The organism is Desulfocicer niacini (genome assembly GCF_054657595.1).
Genome location: NZ_BAAHYK010000007.1, coordinates 130,472 through 150,054 on the forward strand (window position 1 = coordinate 130,472; position 19,583 = coordinate 150,054).

14 protein-coding genes and 1 pseudogene are annotated in these 19,583 nt (G+C 49.5%); 2 read left to right on the top strand and 13 right to left on the bottom strand.

Features of this window, described 5'->3' with window-relative positions:
- Positions 1-21: 21 nt before the first annotated feature.
- The 10 genes and pseudogenes from ACYQ2M_RS05430 to ACYQ2M_RS05475 form a co-directional block, all read right to left on the bottom strand.
- Positions 22-1,569 carry a BCCT family transporter gene (locus ACYQ2M_RS05430; RefSeq protein ID WP_459915306.1) on the bottom strand — a complete coding sequence of 516 codons (1,548 nt, stop codon included), beginning with the start codon at positions 1,567-1,569 and terminating at the stop codon, positions 22-24.
- Positions 1,570-1,685: 116 nt separating this feature from the next.
- Positions 1,686-3,191, bottom strand: a pseudogene (mttB, locus tag ACYQ2M_RS05435) ([trimethylamine--corrinoid protein] Co-methyltransferase).
- A gap of 412 nt (positions 3,192-3,603) precedes the next feature.
- On the bottom strand, positions 3,604-5,529 hold the full coding sequence (locus tag ACYQ2M_RS05440) for a sigma 54-interacting transcriptional regulator (protein WP_459915307.1): 1,926 nt from the start codon (positions 5,527-5,529) through the stop codon (positions 3,604-3,606).
- 167 nt (positions 5,530-5,696) lie between these two features.
- Entirely contained in the window at positions 5,697-7,175 is a 1,479-nt protein-coding gene (mttB, locus tag ACYQ2M_RS05445) for a [trimethylamine--corrinoid protein] Co-methyltransferase (RefSeq protein ID WP_459915308.1), read from the bottom strand.
- Positions 7,176-7,759: 584 nt separating this feature from the next.
- Complete coding sequence (locus ACYQ2M_RS05450; RefSeq protein ID WP_459915309.1) at positions 7,760-8,482, bottom strand: gamma-glutamyl-gamma-aminobutyrate hydrolase family protein; 723 nt, start codon at positions 8,480-8,482, stop codon at positions 7,760-7,762.
- Positions 8,479-9,549, bottom strand: a complete 1,071-nt coding sequence (locus ACYQ2M_RS05455) for an ABC transporter ATP-binding protein (protein WP_459915310.1) — start codon at positions 9,547-9,549, stop codon at positions 8,479-8,481. Before ACYQ2M_RS05455 ends, ACYQ2M_RS05450 begins: the two co-directional genes overlap by 4 nt.
- On the bottom strand, positions 9,533-10,525 hold the full coding sequence (locus ACYQ2M_RS05460) for an ABC transporter ATP-binding protein (RefSeq protein WP_459915311.1): 993 nt from the start codon (positions 10,523-10,525) through the stop codon (positions 9,533-9,535). Before ACYQ2M_RS05460 ends, ACYQ2M_RS05455 begins: the two co-directional genes overlap by 17 nt.
- Before the next feature lie 69 nt (positions 10,526-10,594).
- The gene (locus ACYQ2M_RS05465) at positions 10,595-11,614 is read right to left on the bottom strand and encodes an ABC transporter permease (RefSeq protein ID WP_459915312.1); all 1,020 of its coding nucleotides are present in this window, start codon (positions 11,612-11,614) and stop codon (positions 10,595-10,597) included.
- A gap of 8 nt (positions 11,615-11,622) precedes the next feature.
- Positions 11,623-12,561: an ABC transporter permease gene (locus ACYQ2M_RS05470; protein WP_459915313.1), complete on the bottom strand. Its 939-nt coding sequence runs from the start codon at positions 12,559-12,561 to the stop codon at positions 11,623-11,625.
- A gap of 86 nt (positions 12,562-12,647) precedes the next feature.
- Entirely contained in the window at positions 12,648-14,189 is a 1,542-nt protein-coding gene (locus ACYQ2M_RS05475) for an ABC transporter substrate-binding protein (protein WP_459915314.1), read from the bottom strand.
- A gap of 420 nt (positions 14,190-14,609) precedes the next feature.
- Between ACYQ2M_RS05475 and nifU the strand changes: the two genes are divergently transcribed.
- Together nifU and nifS are read left to right on the top strand one after the other, a co-directional pair.
- The gene (gene nifU, locus ACYQ2M_RS05480) at positions 14,610-15,173 is read left to right on the top strand and encodes a Fe-S cluster assembly protein NifU (RefSeq protein WP_459915315.1); all 564 of its coding nucleotides are present in this window, start codon (positions 14,610-14,612) and stop codon (positions 15,171-15,173) included.
- Positions 15,174-15,187: 14 nt separating this feature from the next.
- On the top strand, positions 15,188-16,354 hold the full coding sequence (gene nifS, locus ACYQ2M_RS05485; protein ID WP_459915316.1) for a cysteine desulfurase NifS: 1,167 nt from the start codon (positions 15,188-15,190) through the stop codon (positions 16,352-16,354).
- A gap of 154 nt (positions 16,355-16,508) precedes the next feature.
- On the opposite strand, the gene ACYQ2M_RS05490 is transcribed toward nifS, so the two are convergent.
- The 3 genes from ACYQ2M_RS05490 to ACYQ2M_RS05500 all read right to left on the bottom strand — a co-directional run bounded on the left by ACYQ2M_RS05490 (position 16,509) and on the right by ACYQ2M_RS05500 (position 19,351).
- The gene (locus ACYQ2M_RS05490; protein ID WP_459915317.1) at positions 16,509-17,474 is read right to left on the bottom strand and encodes a serine O-acetyltransferase; all 966 of its coding nucleotides are present in this window, start codon (positions 17,472-17,474) and stop codon (positions 16,509-16,511) included.
- Positions 17,467-17,889, bottom strand: coding sequence for a helix-turn-helix domain-containing protein (locus tag ACYQ2M_RS05495; protein ID WP_459915318.1), 423 nt, complete (start codon positions 17,887-17,889; stop codon positions 17,467-17,469). The genes ACYQ2M_RS05490 and ACYQ2M_RS05495 overlap by 8 nt, the downstream gene beginning before the upstream one ends.
- 88 nt (positions 17,890-17,977) lie before the next feature.
- The gene (locus ACYQ2M_RS05500) at positions 17,978-19,351 is read right to left on the bottom strand and encodes a sigma-54 interaction domain-containing protein (RefSeq protein WP_459915319.1); all 1,374 of its coding nucleotides are present in this window, start codon (positions 19,349-19,351) and stop codon (positions 17,978-17,980) included.
- Positions 19,352-19,583: the final 232 nt, after the last annotated feature.

Genomic DNA, 19,583 nt, shown 5'->3' on the forward strand with positions numbered 1-19,583 from the left:
GTGGTGGACCATATTGTCTTGTTAGAGGTCGCCTTTTTCAGCCATTTTGAGCATCTTGACAATGGAGACCATATACCCTAGCAGAACAAAGAAGAAGGGTGCTCCCACCACAATGGCCATGGCCTTCAGCGCATTGAGTTTTCCCGATGCCAGCAGGATAAGCCCCAGGCTGCCAAGCATAACACCCCAGAAGATTCTCATGGCGATGGTGGGATTCAGGCTTCCCCGGGATACCTGCATGGAAATAAAGTAGGATGCAGAGTCACTGGTGGTGACACCAAAACAGACAATGCTGAAAAATACCACCACGCAAAGAACCCCACCCATGGGATACTGGGCCAGAACCGTGTAGATGGTACTGCCGAAATCGTTCTGTACGGCTTCCCAAATGGGAGCAGCTCCGGTGACTTCAAGGTGGGCTGCATTGCCGCCCCAGACACCAAAGAGAACAAAGGTCATGAGAACTGGAACTATGGTGGTACCAACGATATATTCACGGATGGTGCGTCCCTTGGAGATCCTGGCAATAAAACCGCTGCAGAAGGGGATATAGCTTACCCACCACAGCCAGTAGAAGACCACCCACCAGTTGAGCCAGCTTCTCTGTTCCCAGACACCGTCCTTGAAATTGGCCGCATCTGTCCAGAAGGTAAGGGTACAGAACTGGGTGATATATTGTCCGAAGGTCTGGGTGATGAGGTTTAAGAGATATCCGGTGGGGCCCACAATCAACAGATAAAGGATCATGCCGATGCCGATGTAGATGTTGATCAGACTTAAATACTTGATGCCGCGTTCCACACCGCTGACGGCGGAAAGGGTAAAGGCGATGATGATCATGGCCATGGCCACCAAGGTACCGGCGGTGCCAAGCTCAATGCCGGTGATGTGCTTGATACCGTAGGCAATGGAGAGAACACCAAATCCCAGGGACGCGCTGTTGCCCCCCAGGGTGCTGATGACGCCGAGAATATCAGCCAGTTTTCCCCAGAACCCGGTGAGTGATTTTTCCTTTAAAATACCGAAAAGGCCGATGCCGAGAGTCATGGGTTTGTCCATGCGGTAGGCGGGAAAGGCAATGGCAAGTCCGCCGATGGCAAACAGTGCCCAGCCATGGAATCCCCAGTCAAACCAGGTGAGCAGCATGGCCTGGGGAACACCTGCGGGGGTGCCAGCTGTACCGGCATCAATGGTCCAGGAGGATTGATAGAGGTGATAAAGGGGTTCTGCGGCGCACCACATGAGGGTGGAAAGGCCGAATCCGGCACTGAACATCATGGAAACCCATGCGATGAAGGTAAATTCCGGTTCGTCAGTATCCTTCCCCAACTTCATGCTGCCGTACTTGCTGGTGCCCACCCAGATGGCGAAAAAAACGGTGGCTCCCACACCAATTAGAAAGCCCCAGCTGAAATTAAAAATTAACCAGTGATTGATCGCATCAAAGAACTTTTTTGTGGCCTCGGAATCGATTAAGATGGCGGCCAGGATGAACAGTAGCAGTCCCACCACAGGATAAAATATCTTCTCGTCATAGTCTCCAAAAATAGGTTCGAGTAGTTTGCGCATTTTTTCTCCAAAAAATCATAGATTTTTTTATAAGAAACTCCCGGCAAAGCTGGGAATTTTTCAACCTTTTTTATGGGCGGACCAAGACATGAAATACGGTCCGCCCTTGGCAATGATCAGGAAATACCCATCTCTTTTTCTGTCTCTTCCACAATGGCACGCAGTTTTTCTGCTACACCGTCTGGAAGGGGATCTGGCTTATGGGTCTCCATGATCCGCCGGGCCTCTATCATGGCCCTTTCATGGAGGGTTTTACTGCCTGCAGCTTCCCATGTGGCGCGAACTTTTCGATCCATCAGTTTGGGCTGAGACTGAATTCTCATGTTCTGAAAGGTATTTTTGTGTGTTAGAAAATCCTTGAATGGACCGACCTCCTTGGTCACCTCCACGGAAAGGGTTTCATCATTCACCGGAATACCGCCCACGCAGAACTTGATCATCTTGGCGATTTCGTTGTCCATCAACAGCTGCCCATAGTCAAAGGTCATTCCACTTTCGATCATACCAAGACCGTAGATCAGGTTGGCACCTGCCAACGCTGCCATCAGGCCCGTCATCGTTTTTTCATGACCACTTTGGGCATCGCATACTTTTGAGTCGCCCTAACCACCGGCGACCCACGTGGGCAGTCCATAGTAATTGCCAAGACGCGCCACGGCTGCATTGATCATGGCGCATTCCGGAGATCCCACAGAGGCGGCTCCGAATCTCAAATCCATGGATGTGGTGGAGCTGCCGTAAAGGACAGGGGCACCCTTGACTGTGTTCTGGCTCAGGACGATACCGGAAAGAATCTCGGCATTGTGGTTCACCAGGGTTCCTGCCAGGTTCACAGGGGATGATCCACCGGCCATGGCCATGGAAAGAATGTTCACGGCAAGACCGCTTCTGGCACCTTCCATGATGATTTCACAGGTGTCCTGTACCAGCTTCAGCGGGCTGACAGGGCAGGTGATGAAAGACAGGATGGGGCGCTCGCGCAGTTTATCCATTCCCCCCACAACGGCGGCTGCCATCTGAACCAGCTTTTTTACAAGATGTCCGCTGATGGGACCAAGAAAGCAGTGTTTTGTGGTGTTGGAAAGAAAAGCTTCTGCATTGTGCAGCGGGGCCACGGCCGGGTTAACATCATGGGCACCCACGGCACGTTCGTAAACATCGATTTCACTCATGGCATCCACCATTCTGGCGGTCATGGCAACATCTTTTTTCAATGTTTCTCGGAGCTCTCCGGTGTCAATGTCAAAGATCTTGATGCCTTCACCAAAATTGGTAAACCCCACCCGGTTGTTTTCCAGAACATAGTCATTTTCCGGCTTTCGACCGGCAAGCACGATTTTGGATGGGGCAGACCGGACGGCATCCTCAACCATATACGGCTTAATCTTGACTACTTTTTTTTCTTTGTCGATGATGGCACCGGCATCACCAAAGGCTTTGAGGGCTTCTTTGTCCTCCACGAAAATCCCTGTTTTCTCAAGGACTTCAAGTGTCGCCAGATGGATGTCATAGGCTTCATCATCGCTGAAGATGTTGAGACTGAATCCTCCGCTCAACTGTCTTCCGGCATGTACATTGCGCTTCACGACGGTTCCTCCTTCTATGGAATATGGTTTGTCCATGATTCACTTTTTTTGTAATCAACATTATAACTTAGCATTAACTGTGCCATGATTGATTGAATATGGATGTTATTGATTTTTAATTGTTAAAACGGAAGGTTATCTCTGTTTTTTTGGGAGGTATGAAGCAGAGATCGTTATGGCGGGGAAAAAACGGTACGCTGCATATGAGCTTTTTTTGAATCGTTGTCTGATTTAATATAATAATTCAGTGGGTTAAAATGATTAAAATATGGGTCTTGTCTTTTACGCTCGATATTTATATTAAAAACAGTGTATTGTGGTTCTTTTGAACAAAAAATGAATCATGATATCGATTTTATTAGAGCCCGCTGGGCCGCCAGATGTGATGGCTGGCCCAGGTTGGGATCAGGCCTGATCCTGAACTGGACAAGACCGAAGCCAGCTGGTTCTAATGGCTCTGGCTGTTGCGTTTCAGGCGATTGCTCAGGCCGTGGATTTTGAGTTTTCTTACCACGGAGGATTGGCTGAGCTTTAGAAAATCTGCCAGGGATCGTGTGGTGTCATGGCGTTCAAGGGCTTTGAGCATCAGCTGTTTTTCGCATTCAAGAAGTTTGCCCTTGAAGTCAAATGTCTCGCTGTCAGCAAGGTTATATTCCACGGAAGAGGGCTGAGATATGGGGATGGGGTTCTGGTTTACAAGATCTTCAAGCACATCGCTTTCACCCATTACAACTGCTTTCTTTAAAATATTTTTCAATTCTCGCACATTGCCGGGAAAAGCATAACTTTGAATCTGTTCAATACCCCTGGACGATATTTTACGATGCAGTCCATATTTTTCATTGTATTTTTTAAGGAAAAAGATGATCATTTCGAAAATGTCTTCGGGACGTCTGCGCAGGGGGGGCAGGGTGATGGTGAAGGTGTTGAGCCGGAAAAAAAGATCCTGGCGGAATTTTCCTTCACGCACCTGGCGCTGAAGATTGATATTGGTGGCGGTGATGACATTGCAGTCAATTTTAACCGGTTTTAATCCTCCCAGGCGCATCACCTCCTTTTCTTCAAGGCATTTCAAAAGTTTTGCCTGGATGGGAAGGGACATTTCACCCAGCTCGTCAAGAAAGAGGGTGCCGCCGCCCGCCATTTCAAAAAGACCAATTTTCCCCTGGTCCCTTGCGCCTGTGAATGCCCCCTTGTCATAACCGAATAGCTCAGCTTCAAGAAGGGTTTCCGGCAGTGCCGCACAGTTGAGCTGAACAAAGGGTTTGTCTACCTCAAAGGCCTGGCTGTGAATGTATTTCGCCAGCAGCCCTTTGCCGGTGCCGGATTCACCCATGATGAGAATGGGGCTGACCTTCCGCCGGGCAAGTTTCATCACCGTTGTGATCACCTGCTGCATCTCCTTGCTTTCGGCAATGATATTTTGTTCCTTCAACTCTTTTAAGTTAAGAGTGGTCAGCTCCTCCCGGTATCGGCTGGTGGTGCTCTGGGCACGTTCAAGATCATTTCTCATTTGATTGAGATGGGTCAGATCCCGTTCATTGACGATGATCAGATCAATGTCTCCTGCGTCGTTGAACACCGGTGTGCCCGTTACCATCAGCTGTTTTTTGGGTTTTCTGACGTTCTGCATGATGGTGACGGTTTTTCTGGTTTTAATCACCTCCAGGGTGGCGGCTCGGTCAATAAAATCGTTTTTTTTCAACTCTCTGATATTCTTTCCCACCACATCACTGCTTTTTATGTGGAGCAGTTTTTCCGTTGCCCGGTTGATGGAAAGAATTTTGCCTGTGCCGTCGCATACCCAGATGCTTTCGGATGAGGAGTTGAGAATTGTCTCCAGCTGGCGGTTGGTGGCTTTTATCTCCCGGGTCTGTTTTTCCACCTCATGTTCCAGGTTTTCCTTGTATTTGAGCAGTGCCTGGTCTTTTTCCCGGGCTTCGGTGATGTCAAGATGAGTGCCCACCAGTCGAAGGGGGATCTCTTTATCATCCCAGCGCACCACAATGGCGCGGGAGAGAATCCAGCGATAGGTATTGTCCTTTGCTCTCAGGCGGTAAACAGAGTTATAGCTGGATTGCCTTTTCTGGATCACATCCACAATCTGTTTCAGGGCCATTGTCTTATCATCGGGATGGAGCATGTTGACCCAGTATTTACCGTCTCCGGGAAACTCATCTGTTTTATACCCCAGCATCTCATAATACCGGGGGCTTAAATATCCGGTATCGTTGGCAAGGTTCCAGTCCCAGATCCCTTCCTCCGATGCAGTCAGGGCATAATGGAGACGTTCTTCGTTCTCAAGGGATGTGCCGTTGTCCGTGGGGCGGAGAGTTACGCCGTCAAGTATTCCCTCCGATGGTATATCGTTCATAACTTTTCCCCTTCTTTGTTGCCGGACAGTGCAGTGCCTGGTTACGGACTGTCTCTGGCGGTTTTTGGTGCTGGGTGTTAACAACAAAATCCATTCTACAGGAAAATAGCTTTGCCTGTAAAATGGATTTTATCCGGATAGCACATAAAGGGCTTGATCAGAATTTGTTATTTCAGTTCATCCTCATAGGCTGCGATCAGGTCGTTTATTTTTGCCATGGCTCCCTCGGGAAGGGGCATGGGTTTGTGATTCTTCATGATGTTTTGTGCTGCGTCATAGGCCTGTTCTGCAATGGGTTTTTTCTTTAATTTCTGTTCCCATGCATCCCTGTTAAGACGGTTGAACAGTTTGCCAGCGGACATCTTTCTCATGTTCTGGAAAGTGTGTTTGTTGGTCATGTATTCGCCGCCTGGTCCCACCTCGTGGATAAGATCAAGGGCCATGGTCTCATCATTTACGTTGATGCCTGAAACTACCTGCTGGATTCGTTCCGCCTGCTCTGCGCCCATGATCATGGCAGCATAATCAAAGGTCAGTATGGATTCAATGGCACCAAGTCCATAGATGACATTGGCTCCGGCCAGGGCTGCAGGAAGGGCCGTCAGGGTGAAATCATATCCCTGCTGGGCATCGGGAAGCTTGCTGTCCGATGCACACCCGCCCACCCAGCTGGGAAGTTTGTAAAACTGGGCAAGTTTTGCATAGGCCACGCTCAGTTGGGCCATTTCCGGAACGCCCACAGGAGAACAGGCCAGGCGAAGATCCATGATGGTGCAGCAACCGCAGTATACGCAGGGCGTGCCCTTGCGGGTCAGCTGGGCCAGAATGACGGCGCTCAAAACCTCCACATTGTGCTGAACCACTACGCCGGCTAGGCTTGCAGGGGAAGATGCACCAGAAAGCGACATGGGGATGATGGATATGCCGATGCCGCCCCGGGCACAGGCAATGATGGACTCGCAGGCCTCATTGACAAGGGTAAGGGGGCTTGTGGGGCAGACAAAGCCGGTGACAGTGGGACGTTCCATGAACTGTTCCTCGCCGCCAGCTGCAATCTTGGCAATCTCGATTATTTTTTCGGCATTTCTTCCACCGCCAAAGCCAAGAAAGCAGTGCTTGCTGGTGTTCTCCACCATGGCGGCATAGTTGTGAAGCGGTTGGGCTGCGGGAAGGCAGTCGCCGGAACAGGCGGCACGTTCAATGACCGGGATGACGGAAAGCGCGTCCTGGACCCGGGTGATGTTGGCAAGATCCTGTTTTACCGTGGGCCTTACCAGACGGGTTTCAGGGTCAATGATTTTAACATGCTCGCCGAAACCTGCGGTGAACCCCACCCGGTTGTCATCGGTAAAATAGTCGTCTTCGGGGCGGCGGCCATAAAACATGCCCACCTTGGGGGTGGACCGGATACTCTCTTCCACGATGTAACCTGGGATTTTGACGATTCCGTACTTGTCCATGCGCTTGACCGATGCTCCTGCCTGGGCAAAAATGTCAAGGGCTTCGGGGGTCTCCACCTTTATGCCGGTGTTCTGGAATACCTGCAGGGTGGCTGCATGTATGGCTTCAAGTTCCTGGGTGGTGAAGGCATTGATGCCATATCCGGTGAGATTGTTGAATCCTGCTTTCTGGTTTCTGACGGCCATTTGTTTCTCCTTGAAGATTAAAAGTGCATCACCTGTGCGTATGTCGAACCTGTTGCTGTAGAAAGGGTGATGCATTTGTTGTATTTATACAATTTCATAAAATCAGTAAAAATTTGACCAGCACCCCATTTTTAACAATTTTGACCTGCTCGTATACCATTTAGTATGCTGCGCAGCCCCGAATGCGGGCATATGGGAAACTGTCCAAACGTTTACAGTAGCAATCCGAATATTTACTGAAAATAAACGTACGTTGCCTTGTTTCATTCAGGAAGTGTATCCGGAATGAATAGGGAATGTTGTCACTTTATGAAATTGTGGAGAATGCATTTAGCATGCCATGATGCTTGAATTGATGAGAATAGGTAGTTATTATAAGGGGTTAAGTGGACTATATTTAAATGCACGGTATGTATGCAATTTAAACCGGTCTTCTTTTTTGAGTTTTATGTGGCTCAAAACTCAAAAAAACTTTTGATTTCAATTTGTTAAATGATTAAAAAATAGTTCAAAAAAACATTGTGTAAAAATTTATTTATATTTCAGTGTATTATGATTTATTTGAGTTGTTTTTTGATCAAATATTAAGGTTTTGTCCGGTTCGAGGCGTTTACCAGGGCCTCAAACAGTTTTATAAAATGGGGATATTTTATGGTGAGATCCTCGGGGTGCCACTGCACCCCCACGGCAAAGCGTTTTTCTTTGTGTTCAATGGCCTCAATGATGTTGTCCGTGGAAAATGCCGTGGCGGTGAAGGCCTCTGCCACCTGTTTAACTGCTTGGTGGTGGTAGGAGTTCACCCGCAGGTTACGGGTGTTGAAAATGCCCTCCAGGCGGGAGCCTTCCATGATGTTGATGCAGTGGAACAGCGTGTCAACGGGCATTTTTTTGGGCAGATGGCCCAGCACATTGTCTATCTGGGCGAAGATATCCTGGTATAAAGAGCCCCCCAGGGCTGTATTCATCACCTGGATTCCCCGGCAAATGCCCAGTACCGGCATGTCACGGTTCAGTGCCTCAATAAATAGATTGATTTCAAAATCATCCCGCTGGGGGCAGAACATCTCCACCTCTTTGATGGGGTTTTCTCCATAGCGCATGGTGCACACATCCTCACCACCGGAGAGCAGCAAACCGTCAATGGCATCCAGGTATTCATCTGCCAGCTCCACTTCTTCCACCACTGGCAGGAGAATGGGGATGCCGCCGGCCTTTATTACGGATTTGACGTAGCTGTCACTCACAGCTGTGTATACTTTCTGGGGTTTTCTGTCATAAAAGGTGGTAATGCCGATGATGGGTTTCATGAAAATTTAATTTCCTTCCAGCGGTGACAGGCAACAAAGTGCCCGGGGTTTACCAATTCCAATGAGGGGCGGTGGGTTTCACACCGGGTGATGTTGTAAGGGCACCGGGTATGGAATCGGCAGCCCGGGGGGGCATCCATGGGGGAGGGGAGCTCCCCTGTAAGTTCAATCTGATTTTTTTTCTGTCCAGGCTTGGCCGAAGGAATGCTGGATATCAATGCCTGGGTGTAGGGGTGCACCGTGCCGTTCTTTAAATCCTTTGAATTGAAAATTTCCACAATGCCGCCAAGGTACATCACGGCAATGTTATGGGAGATGTGCTTCACCACAGAAAGATCGTGAGTGATGAAAAGATAGGCAATGTCCAAGCGTTGCTGCAACGATTTCATCAGGTTCAGCACCCGGGCCTGCACCGATACATCCAGGGCTGACACCGGTTCGTCTGCAATGACAATGGCAGGCTCCGTGGCCAGGGCCCGGGCAATGCCGATGCGCTGGCGCTGGCCACCGGAGAACTCGTGGGGATAGCGTTTATCATACTCTCTTCTCAATCCGGTGATCTCCATGCAGTCCTGCACCAATTTTTCGACATTTTCTCCTGGGCGGTGGAATTTTACGGCTTCCCCTATGATATTGCCCACGGTCATCTTGGGGTCCAGGGATGAAAAAGGATCTTGGAAGATCATCTGGATATTTTTTCTCAGCTTTCTGAGTTCCGGGGCCGGGGCTGTCAATATATCCTGTTCCCGACAGATCACCTGTCCCTGGTGGGCCGGAACCAGTTTTACCAGGGCCTTGGCAACGGTGGTTTTGCCGCATCCAGATTCCCCCACAAGGCCCAGTGTTCTGCCTTTGAAAAGATCAAATGAGACGCCGTCCACAGCTTTGACATAGCCCACGGTTTTTTTGAAAATCCCCTTTTTAACAGGAAAATAGACCTTGAGATCCTTGACGGAGAGCACTTTTTCAGATTCAGTGTTCATGGAGGTATCCGCCGTAGTATTTTTAAGGGCATATTCCGGGGCAGGGGAGGGTGTCCGGGGGTAGGTTTCAGAATCGGGTTTCATGCTCGCCTCCGTAAAGCCAGCAGCAGGTATGGTGTTCATCATTGAAATAAACCGGCTGGGGCCGGTCTTTTTTGCAGATCTCCATGGCCCGGGGACACCTGGGTGCAAACCGGCACCCCGTTGGGAGATGCAGGGGATCAGGAATATTGCCGGCAATCATCGGCAGTTCATCCACCGTATCATCAATGGAGAGTACCGACTGTTTTAGTCCCTGTAAATAGGGATGTTTTGAATTAAAGAAAATATCATGGCTTGTGCCATACTCCACAATGCTGCCGCAGTACATCACCGCCACCTTGTCAGCGGTTTCCGCAACCACCCCCATGTCATGGGTGATGAGGATCACGGCCATGCCCATTTGATCCTGTAATTTTTTCATCAGTTTTAAAATTTGGGATTGGATGGTGACATCAAGGGCACTGGTGGGCTCATCTGCAATGAGAAGGCTGGGGCTGCAGGCAAGGGCAATGGCGATCATGACCCGCTGGCGCATGCCTCCGCTCATCTGGTGGGGGTACTCTTTCAGGCGCTGGGCCGGGGCCGGTATGCCCACAAGATGGAGCATCTCCTGGGCTTTTTCAAGGGCTTCTTTTTTGTCCGCGTGGCGATGGAGTATCACACTTTCTGCAATCTGAGCTCCCACGGTCATGGCGGGATTTAAGGATGTCATGGGTTCCTGGAAAATCATGGCAATCTGATTGCCACGGATTTTGCGCATCTCTTCCTTGGCAAGTCCCACAAGGTTCCGGCCCCGAAAGCGGATTTCTCCACCAATAACCCTGCCGGGTGGATCAGGGATGAGATTGAGGACGGACATGGCAGTCACGGATTTGCCTGAGCCCGATTCCCCCACCACGGCAAGGGTTTCACCGGGGTTTACAACCAGGCTCACCTTGTCACATCCTTTAATGATACCGTCATCGGTTAGAAAAACAGTGTCCAGATTTTTAATTTCCAGCAGAGGGCTTGGGATCATAGTCTCTTTCCGTAAAAATGGGGTCAGTAAAAATGGGGTTAGGCTTGGCTTATGGGTATTAAAAAAGAATTAATCATTGAGGCGGCTGTCCAGGGCATCCCGGACCCCATCTCCGAAGAGGTTAAAGGATAGAACAATGAGTAAAATTGCCACTCCGGGCACCAGTGACATGAGAAAATTTTCATGGAGAAACTGCTGTCCATTGGCCAGCATGCCCCCGAGGCTTGGCATGGGAGGTTGAATTCCAAGTCCCAGAAAGGAGAGGCCGGCAATGACAAGAATGGTTTCTCCGATGCTCAGGCTTGCCAGTACCAGGATGGGGGAGATGCAGTTGGGCAAAACATGGCGAAGAATAATGCTTGTGTCTGTGATGCCGATGACCCGGGCTGCGGCAATGTAGTCATGTTCTTTTACGGTGAGCACCGAACCCCGTATGATCCTTGCGAAGGCCATGAGGTTGGAAAGGCTCACAATTAGAATCAATTTTCCAATGCCCGTTCCCAGGGCGGCCATGATGGCAATGGCCAGCAGGATAAAGGGAATGGCGTTCCACACCTCCAGAAGTCGCATGATCAGGGTATCGGCCTTGCCCCCGTAGTAACCGGCCAAAAGCCCCAGAAAGGTGCCGATCAGGGTGTTTAGCACCACAGCCGTAACCCCGATGCCCATGGCCACCCGGATGCCGAAAAGGGTTCTTGCAAAAATATCCCGGCCCATGTCATCGGTGCCCAGCCAGTGGGTGGTGGAAATTCCCTGGGAAAGTGCTCCCCAATCCGTGTCCAGAGGACTCTGGGGGGTAATGAAAGGGGCAAGCACGGTGAGGTATGAAAGGATGATGAGCATCCCCATGGCCCCCATGGCGGTTTTATTCTTTTTAAGGCGCAGCCACATGAGTTCCCGGCTTCCCTTCATGGCGCTGGTGGTTTGACGTTTTCTGTTCCTGTCCATGGCAAGGGTAAAAAGCCCCACTCCCAGTGTCATCAAGGTGAAAATCCCATAGGAGATCCACTCCCGGGATGCCATGGGAAACAGTCCTCCCTGGAGAATCAGGGAGAGAATAAACAGATAAAAAGATTTTAACCTGACCATGTTTTTTCCTATTCGTAACGGATCTGGGGATTAATAACCCCGTAAAAGAGATCCACCAGAAGATTCACCACCACATAGATAAACGAGAGGATGAGCACACACCCGAATACCAGGGGTTCATCCCGCCGGAAAATGGCATTGACGGCCAGCCGTCCCACCCCGGGCCATGCAAACACCGTTTCCGTGAGAACTGCCCCGGCAAAAAGTCGGGCAATTTGGTTGCCAAGGTTGGTTGTGACGGGCATCAGAGCATTTTTAAAGGCGTGGGTCATTATCACCGTAAATTCCCGGACTCCCTTGGCCCTTGCCGTACGGATGTAGTCTTCCTTGATGACATCCAGCATGGAAGCCCGGGTGATGCGGGTGGTGGAGGCCATGAGGGTAAAGGACAGCACAAAGGCGGGCATGATCAAGTGGCGCATGCCATCCACAGTAAACATGCTTCCGCCATACCCCGATGCCGGCAGCAGGCGAAGCTTTACTGCAAAAAAGTAGATCAAAAGAATTCCCGTGAAAAACACCGGTATGGAGATCCCGAACAGGGCCGTGGTCATGGAGGCGTAGTCAAAAAAGGAGTTCCGCTTCACAGCAGAGATAATTCCCGCCGGGATGGATACCAATATGGCCAGCACCATGGCAGCCCCCCCCAGTTCCAGGGTGGGCTTCATTTTTTTAAGTACCACCATGATGACATTTTCCCGGTAATAGATGGATTTGAGTTCTCCTGTGAACAGATGGGTCATCATTTTGATATACTGGACATGGACGGGTTTGTTCAGGGCAAACTTTTCCCGGGTCAGTTCCAGGGCCTCTTTGGTTGCCCGGTCTCCCAGAAGTACCATGGCAGGATCTCCAGGCGTGAGCTTTAGGATAGCAAAGATCATCACGGATATAAAAAACAGCAGCGGCCCAAGAAGCATGAGACGTCGCAGGGTATAATTCAGCATAACATGTCCATGGAGCAAGTAATTGGTATTGGGTAATGGGTCGCCGGCTGTCCGGGGGATGGGAGAGCCGGCGGGGGATTCATGGATTACTCCACGGTGACATTTCTTTTTTCCGTGACCAGATGGAAATAATCCTGGGCCGAGGGTTCAAAACCCTTTACCCGCTTGCTGCAAACGGCGGTGACACTTTTAAAGACCAGGGGAATATGTATATAATCCTGGGCCAGGGCTTTTCTCATGATAAATTTATACTGCTCGCCCCGTTTGTCAGCGCCCACCAGGGTTCTGCCAAGATCCAGGGCCTTGTCGATTTCCGGCAGTTCATACATGGAAAAGTTCATGGAAGAACCGCTGTGGAAAATTTTGTAGGTCCATCGATCAGGATCAGGCACAGACCCCCATCCCATGATGTAAAAACCGGAATCTGCTTTTAAAATGGGGAAAAGTGTACCCCATTCCAAGGATTCCACCCGAGCCTTGAGTCCGTATTTTCTCAACTCTGTGGCCACAGCTGTGGCAATTTTTACCCGGTGGGGATTCTGGGATGTGTAGATGGGAAATTCAAAGCCTTCTTGAAGAATCCCCTCTTTTTTAAGTTCATCAAAATAGGCCTTGGCCTGTTTGGGATCATAGGCCAGGGCACTTTTTTTCATGTATTCCGTATCTTCGGGGAAAACACCCGGGGGAATCCAGGAGTAAGCTCTTTCTCCCACACCCCGCCAGATGCCCTTGATGGCGGCATCAAAGGGAACACTGTGGTAAATGGCCTTGCGGAACCGTACATCGGCAAAGGGCATTGTTTTGTATGAAAAACCAATATAGGAGTTACCAAGGCCGGGGATGGTCATCACCTTGAGGCGGTCATCCTTGGCAAGGCGGCTGATATCCTGGGGCAGGATCTGTTGGGCGATGTCAATGCCGCCAGACTCAATCTCGGCTGCCATGACTTCGGGTTTGGGAACAGGGCGGAAAATAACCCTGTCAAGATTGGGAACGCCCAGGAAATAGTTGGGATTTTTTTTGAGCACAATGCGCTCGTCGGGCAGCCACTCCACAAACATGAAGGGGCCGGTGCCCACGGGATGGCTGTCAAATTCGTCCATACCCACCCTGGAGACCAGTTCTTTGGGAAGAATGCCTGACGTTGGGCTGCCAAGTGCCAGGAGAAGGGGGGCATAGGCATCTTTTAAAAACAGGTTGATGGTGAAATTATCCACGGTTTCCACCCGATCCACCGGGGCAAAGAACTCTTTGCTGGGGGAGGCATTGGCCGGGTCCATGGTGGCCTCAATGGTGTATTTTACATCTGCGGATGTAAGGGGCTGACCATTGTGGAATTTAACCCCTTTTCTTAAATGAAAGGTGTATTTTTTTCCATCTTCGCTGATTTCCCAGCTTTCGGCCAGGCCTGGAGCCGGGGTGGATGCACTCTCTTTAAAAGAGATAAGGGTGTCAAAAATATTTCCGGCCAGGGCTTCTCCATAAATACCTGGGATTAAAACCGGATTGAGTTTGGCAGGTTCCTTGGAAATACCTATGGTCAATGTTTTTTCTCCGGCAAATGCCTCCGGGTATAGACCCATGGTAAAGCTTAAAAGTACCAGAACGCTTATAAAGATTTTTTTCATTAAGATCCTCCGTGGTTTGAAAGGCATTGTTTTTTCTGTTTTGCCTGATAATTGTTCTTATTCTTTACCCAAACGGGGGCAAAAAAGGAATTCATCAAATTTAAATTACACATCTCAAAGGAAAAGATCAACTTGATGATTCAGTTTCTTTGGAAAATATGGGTGCAGGGCAATGTTGTGACCAAGCTTTACGATTCTCTCCTGAAACCTGCTCAGGTCTGCCTGAATTGTACACAAGAGGATTGACAAGATATTACAATGTAGTATGTTTAATGCCGGAATCAACGAAATCATTTCAAATAAATGGAATCTGGAAACAGCTTTAAAAATAATTATAAGGGTTATGCAGACAATGAGACGTTTCCCAGCAGTTATTTCCATGAATTTGTTGAAATATTATTTTGATCAGGAGGAACGACTATGTGGGAATATTCAGATAAAGTAAAAGATCATTTTCTCAATCCACGCAATTCCGGTGTCATGGACAGTCCCGACGCTGTGGGAGAGACCGGTTCGCTTTCCTGTGGGGATGCGTTAAAACTTTTTCTTAAAGTCAATGCCAATGGCAGAATCACCGACGCAAAATTCATGACCTTTGGCTGTGCCAGTGCGGTTGCCTCTTCTTCTGCATTGACGGAGATGGTAAAGGGGCTGACCCTGGATGATGCCGCAAAGTTGACCAATGACGACATTGCCGATTATCTGGATGGACTGCCCAAAGAAAAAATGCATTGCTCTGTCATGGGACAGGATGCATTAAGAAAGGCCATTAACTCTTATCGCGGCATCCAGATTCAGGAAAAACCCGGCAATGTGGTTTGTGAGTGTTTTGGGGTTACTGATCTTGAAATCATTGAGGCGGTGAAAGCCAATAGCCTGGAGTCCGCAGAGGATGTCACCTGTTACCTCAAGGCCGGTGGCGGCTGCGGTAAATGTGTGGAAAAAATCACGGAAATCGTGGCCACGGCCAAGGTGGAAGCATAAACCGGGAGGAACCCATGACGACAATATACACAGACAACAATGCCACCACAATGGTGGCTCCTGAAGTATTGGAAGCGATGCTTCCCTATTTTTCAGAGATGTACGGCAATCCCTCCAGCATGCATTCCTTTGGGGGCAACGTGGGGCTGAAATTAAAGGAAGCCAGACAAAAGGTGGCAGATCTTATCCATGCAGAGCCAGAAGAGATCATATTTACCAGCTGTGGCAGTGAGAGTGATAATGCTGCCATTTTGTCGGCTCTTGCTGCCAATCCGGATAAAAAACACATTATCACATCGGCGGTGGAACATCCGGCGGTGAAAAGTCTGTGTGAGTCCCTGGAGAAAAAGGGGTATCGCATCACTTTTGTTCCCGTTGACCGTATGGGACGTCTGGATATGGATCTGCTTTACAGCAGCATGGCAGAGGATACGGCCCTTGTTACCCTCATGTGGGCCAACAATGAAACCGGGGTGATTTTTCCCGTGGAAGAGATTGCCCAAAAGGCCTTGGAAAAGGGAATATTGTTCCACACCGATGCAGTCCAGGCCGCAGGTAAGGTGCCCATTGATGTGAGCCAGGCACCCATTGACATGCTTTCTCTGTCCGGTCATAAGATCCATGCGCCCAAGGGCATCGGGGTTTTGTATGTTAAAAAAGGGATAAAGTTTTCCCCCTTTCTTAAAGGCGGGCACCAGGAAGGCGGTCGCCGGGCCGGAACCGAAAATACAGCTTCCATCATTGGCATTGGAAAGGCCTGCGAACTTGCAGGAGCGCATTTGAAAGAAATGGATACCCGGGTGAAAGCCATGCGAGATCATCTGGAAGCGGGTCTGCTTGAAAATATTCCGGCATCCTCGGTGAACGGTGAACGAGCACATCGCCTGCCCAATACCCTGAGCATCGGGTTTGATGCAGTGGAAGGCGAATCCATTCTGCTTTTGATGGATCAGACCGGCATCTGCGCCTCGTCCGGATCCGCCTGTACCTCAGGTTCCCTGGACCCCTCCCATGTGCTCATGGCCATGAAGGTTCCCTTTGAATCGGCCCACGGCACCATCCGGTTTTCCCTTTCCACTTACAATACCATGGCGGAAATGGATCATATTATTTCGGTGATGCCGGGAATTATCAAGCGTCTGCGGGATATGTCTCCCTTCTGGAAGAAAACACAGGTGTAGTTCTGTGGATTTTGGAAAATTCCTGTGGATTATCTGAACATGGCCTCTTTGGCCATCACAGGGAGCTGACTTTCGGGCAAATGGCTGCAATGTTTGTCCGAGGTTCTTTTGATTTTTTGCCTGTAGTGGGGGGGGAGCTGAGGTTTTTGGCTCCTTACTCCGGGTTTTCCTGATATTTATAGACCAGCCTCGGGGGTTCAATAAACACCTTGGTGTCCGGGGGAACAGACCGGGTCAGCCAGACATTGCCTCCAATGACAGATCTTTCTCCGATGAGGGTCTCTCCGCCAAGAATGGTGGCCCCGGAATAAACAATAACATCATTTCCTATGGTGGGATGACGCTTGGCGCCCCGCAGTTTTTCCCCGGCCCCCGGAGGAAGGGACAGCGCCCCGATGGTGACATTCTGGTAAATCCGCACATTGTCGCCGATGATGCTTGTTTCGCCGATGACAATGCCTGTGCCATGATCAATGACAAACCGTCTGCCGATGGTGGCCCCGGGGTGAATATCAATGCCGGTGATGCTGTGGGCATGCTCGGACATGATGCGGGGCAGCTGGGGGATTTCCAACCGGTTCAGAATATTGGCAATTCTATATACGGTGATGGCATAGAGCCCCGGGTAACTGAAAATAACCTCATCATGGCTTTTGGCAGCCGGATCTCCCTCATAGGCACCCACCACATCATCTGCAAGGCAGCGTCTGAGGGCTGGAATCTCTTCAATAACTTTCAGTGCCGTCTGATATCCCTTGTTTTCGCACTCAACGCAGGCCTGTCCATAGCGTAAACAATCATGACGCAGCACATGGGTAATCTGTTCGGCAAGGATATCATGGAGCTGGGAAATGGTCTGGCCGATGCTGTATTTTAGATTGGCCCCATCCAATTTTTCCCGGGAGAAATAGCCGGGAAACAAAATTTCCCTGAACTTGTCAATCATCACCTGGACCGAGGTGCCAAAGTTAATGGGCTCGTCTCCGATGTGGGCAAAACAGTTGCCGTCATCCAGGCTTTCCAGGATGGTGTCAATGACACCGGGAAGGTTTCTGCGCTGTTCAAAAATTCGTTGATTATCGGTTTTGCAGGTGATGATATTTTTCTTTAAGTCATTCATTTTCAGGCTTATCCTGTGGCTCTGAGGGGTTGGCGGTGTCCTGGAAAAGTTTTTTGAATATTGGACATTTTTTGCATTCAATTATTTTTTCCTGCCAGTTCTCATGGACCTGGCCACTGCAGATGGTGCCGTTAATAAACCAGCACAGATCCCCGGATTTAAACTCCCAGGCCGGGCAGTTGCTTCGTCGTTTATCCGGGCAGTTTAATTTGTCCCAGCAGGAAATTTCTTTTGTTTCACCGTGGATGGACCTGAAAACAAGAAAGAGCATCTGCCGTTCGACATGGTGGGGGATTTTCCGCCATCCTTGCTCATAACTGTGTACGGCCTTGATGGAGGTGCCAATGAGCTGGGCCATTTCTTTCTGGGTTTTGCCCAGTTTAGATCTTATTTTCTTGAACTCAATACTTTCCATGATTTATCTTTATATGCCATGAGTTGGTCATTGTCAACGCATAATTACCACAATGTGGCAATATGTTCCGGCGGCGAAATGCAATGGTTTATTGAAAGGTGTTGATTCCGTCCAGTGCCTGGGGGAATCTGTCCAGGAAGCGATAAAGGGTAGCCCGACCAACTTTGAGGTACCGGGCAGCTTTTGCCTTGTTGCCGCCAGTGAGTTTCAGCGCTTCCTGCACCGATGCGATATCTAGTCTGGATGATTTGCCGGGTTTGGAAACGGGTTGATTCGGTTCCAAGCAGGCATCCGGGTTCATATTTCTTAACTCCATGGGAAGATCCATGGGCAGGATCTCATTTTGTTTGCATCGAACAATGGCAAACTGTACGGCATTCTGCAATTCCCGTACATTACCCGGCCAGGCATAATCCATCATCACCCGCACGGCATCCTTGGAAAATTGGGGAATATCACCGTCATTTTCCTTTTTTGCCCGTTCCAGAAAATGGGAGATCAGCAGGGGGATATCGTTGCGTCTATTTCTCAATGGCGGCAGCTCAATGGGGATCACGCTGAGTCTGTAGAAAAGATCTTTGCGGAAATTACCACGCTCAACCTCCTTTGCAAGGTCTTTGTTGGTGGCACTGATGATTCTTACATCCACCTGGATGCTTTTTTCTCCGCCCACCCTTTCTATAGTGCCTTCCTGGAGAAATCGCAACAGTTTGACCTGGATCTGTTTGGGCAGTTCCGCCACCTCATCCAGAAACAGAGTGCCTTTGTGGGCAAGTTCGCACCGGCCCTTTCTTTCCCTGACGGCCCCGGAGAAAGCGCCTTTCACATGTCCGAAAAGTTCACTTTCCACAAGCCCTTCGGGGATGGCTCCGCAGTTCACCGGCACAAAAAGTGCCCCGGCCCGTTTGCTTTCATTGTGAAGTGCCTCGGCCACCCGCTCTTTTCCGGTTCCGGTTTCTCCACAGATGTGGACGGGATAGTCATAGGAGGCGACATCCCTTATTTGCTGGAATAGTTGCAGCATTTCCCTGTCTTTGCCGATGATGCCGGAAAAGGCCGTGAGTTCTTCGGCTTTGGCTGCCAGGGCATCGTGTTCTGTGGTGTCTCGGAAGGAGGCAATTACCCCTTTCAGGATACCCTTGTCCATGATGCCGTTGATGCTCATTTCAACGTGTCTGGTTTCTCCGTCTTTGGTGGTGATGTTTATGGGGTATTCAATTTTGTTTTTGAGATCCGGAATCAGCTTTGTACTGCAAAAGGAGCATCTTTCTCCGCAGAAAGGGGCATCAAAAACCTGGTGACAGTCATTTCCCAGGGCCTCCTGTCTGGAATATCCGGTTATATTTTCAGCGGCTTTATTGAAAAAGAGAATTTTGCGATTCATGTCATGGGCAATGATGCCGTCTTTCAGGTGATCCAGAACCAGTATCAGATTTTCTTTATCAAATATGAAATCTTCCATTTTCTTTGTCTTTTCTCCTGCTGCCTTATGATTTTCGGCATGATAATGCTTATTAAGAGATACAGATGTGTATCACATTGATATGGCAATTACCATAAGAATATCCACTGAATGTAAATTAGATTGTGGTATGGTTTTATTCGATGACCCCGTTGGCCCAAGACGAGTGGGCTATGTTATAACCAGGCCTTGTCTGTGGCGTTCCGGGCTTACACCGGGTCGAACGGATACC

Coding starts and splice junctions, on each gene's coding strand:
- ACYQ2M_RS05430 (WP_459915306.1), bottom strand. CDS start 1,569: ATGCGCAAACTACTCGAACCTATTTTTGGAGACTATGACGAGAAGATA.
- ACYQ2M_RS05440 (WP_459915307.1), bottom strand. CDS start 5,529: ATGAACGATATACCATCGGAGGGAATACTTGACGGCGTAACTCTCCGC.
- mttB (WP_459915308.1), bottom strand. CDS start 7,175: ATGGCCGTCAGAAACCAGAAAGCAGGATTCAACAATCTCACCGGATAT.
- ACYQ2M_RS05450 (WP_459915309.1), bottom strand. CDS start 8,482: ATGAAACCCATCATCGGCATTACCACCTTTTATGACAGAAAACCCCAG.
- ACYQ2M_RS05455 (WP_459915310.1), bottom strand. CDS start 9,549: ATGAAACCCGATTCTGAAACCTACCCCCGGACACCCTCCCCTGCCCCG.
- ACYQ2M_RS05460 (WP_459915311.1), bottom strand. CDS start 10,525: ATGATCCCAAGCCCTCTGCTGGAAATTAAAAATCTGGACACTGTTTTT.
- ACYQ2M_RS05465 (WP_459915312.1), bottom strand. CDS start 11,614: ATGGTCAGGTTAAAATCTTTTTATCTGTTTATTCTCTCCCTGATTCTC.
- ACYQ2M_RS05470 (WP_459915313.1), bottom strand. CDS start 12,561: ATGCTGAATTATACCCTGCGACGTCTCATGCTTCTTGGGCCGCTGCTG.
- ACYQ2M_RS05475 (WP_459915314.1), bottom strand. CDS start 14,189: ATGAAAAAAATCTTTATAAGCGTTCTGGTACTTTTAAGCTTTACCATG.
- nifU (WP_459915315.1), top strand. CDS start 14,610: ATGTGGGAATATTCAGATAAAGTAAAAGATCATTTTCTCAATCCACGC.
- nifS (WP_459915316.1), top strand. CDS start 15,188: ATGACGACAATATACACAGACAACAATGCCACCACAATGGTGGCTCCT.
- ACYQ2M_RS05490 (WP_459915317.1), bottom strand. CDS start 17,474: ATGAATGACTTAAAGAAAAATATCATCACCTGCAAAACCGATAATCAA.
- ACYQ2M_RS05495 (WP_459915318.1), bottom strand. CDS start 17,889: ATGGAAAGTATTGAGTTCAAGAAAATAAGATCTAAACTGGGCAAAACC.
- ACYQ2M_RS05500 (WP_459915319.1), bottom strand. CDS start 19,351: ATGGAAGATTTCATATTTGATAAAGAAAATCTGATACTGGTTCTGGAT.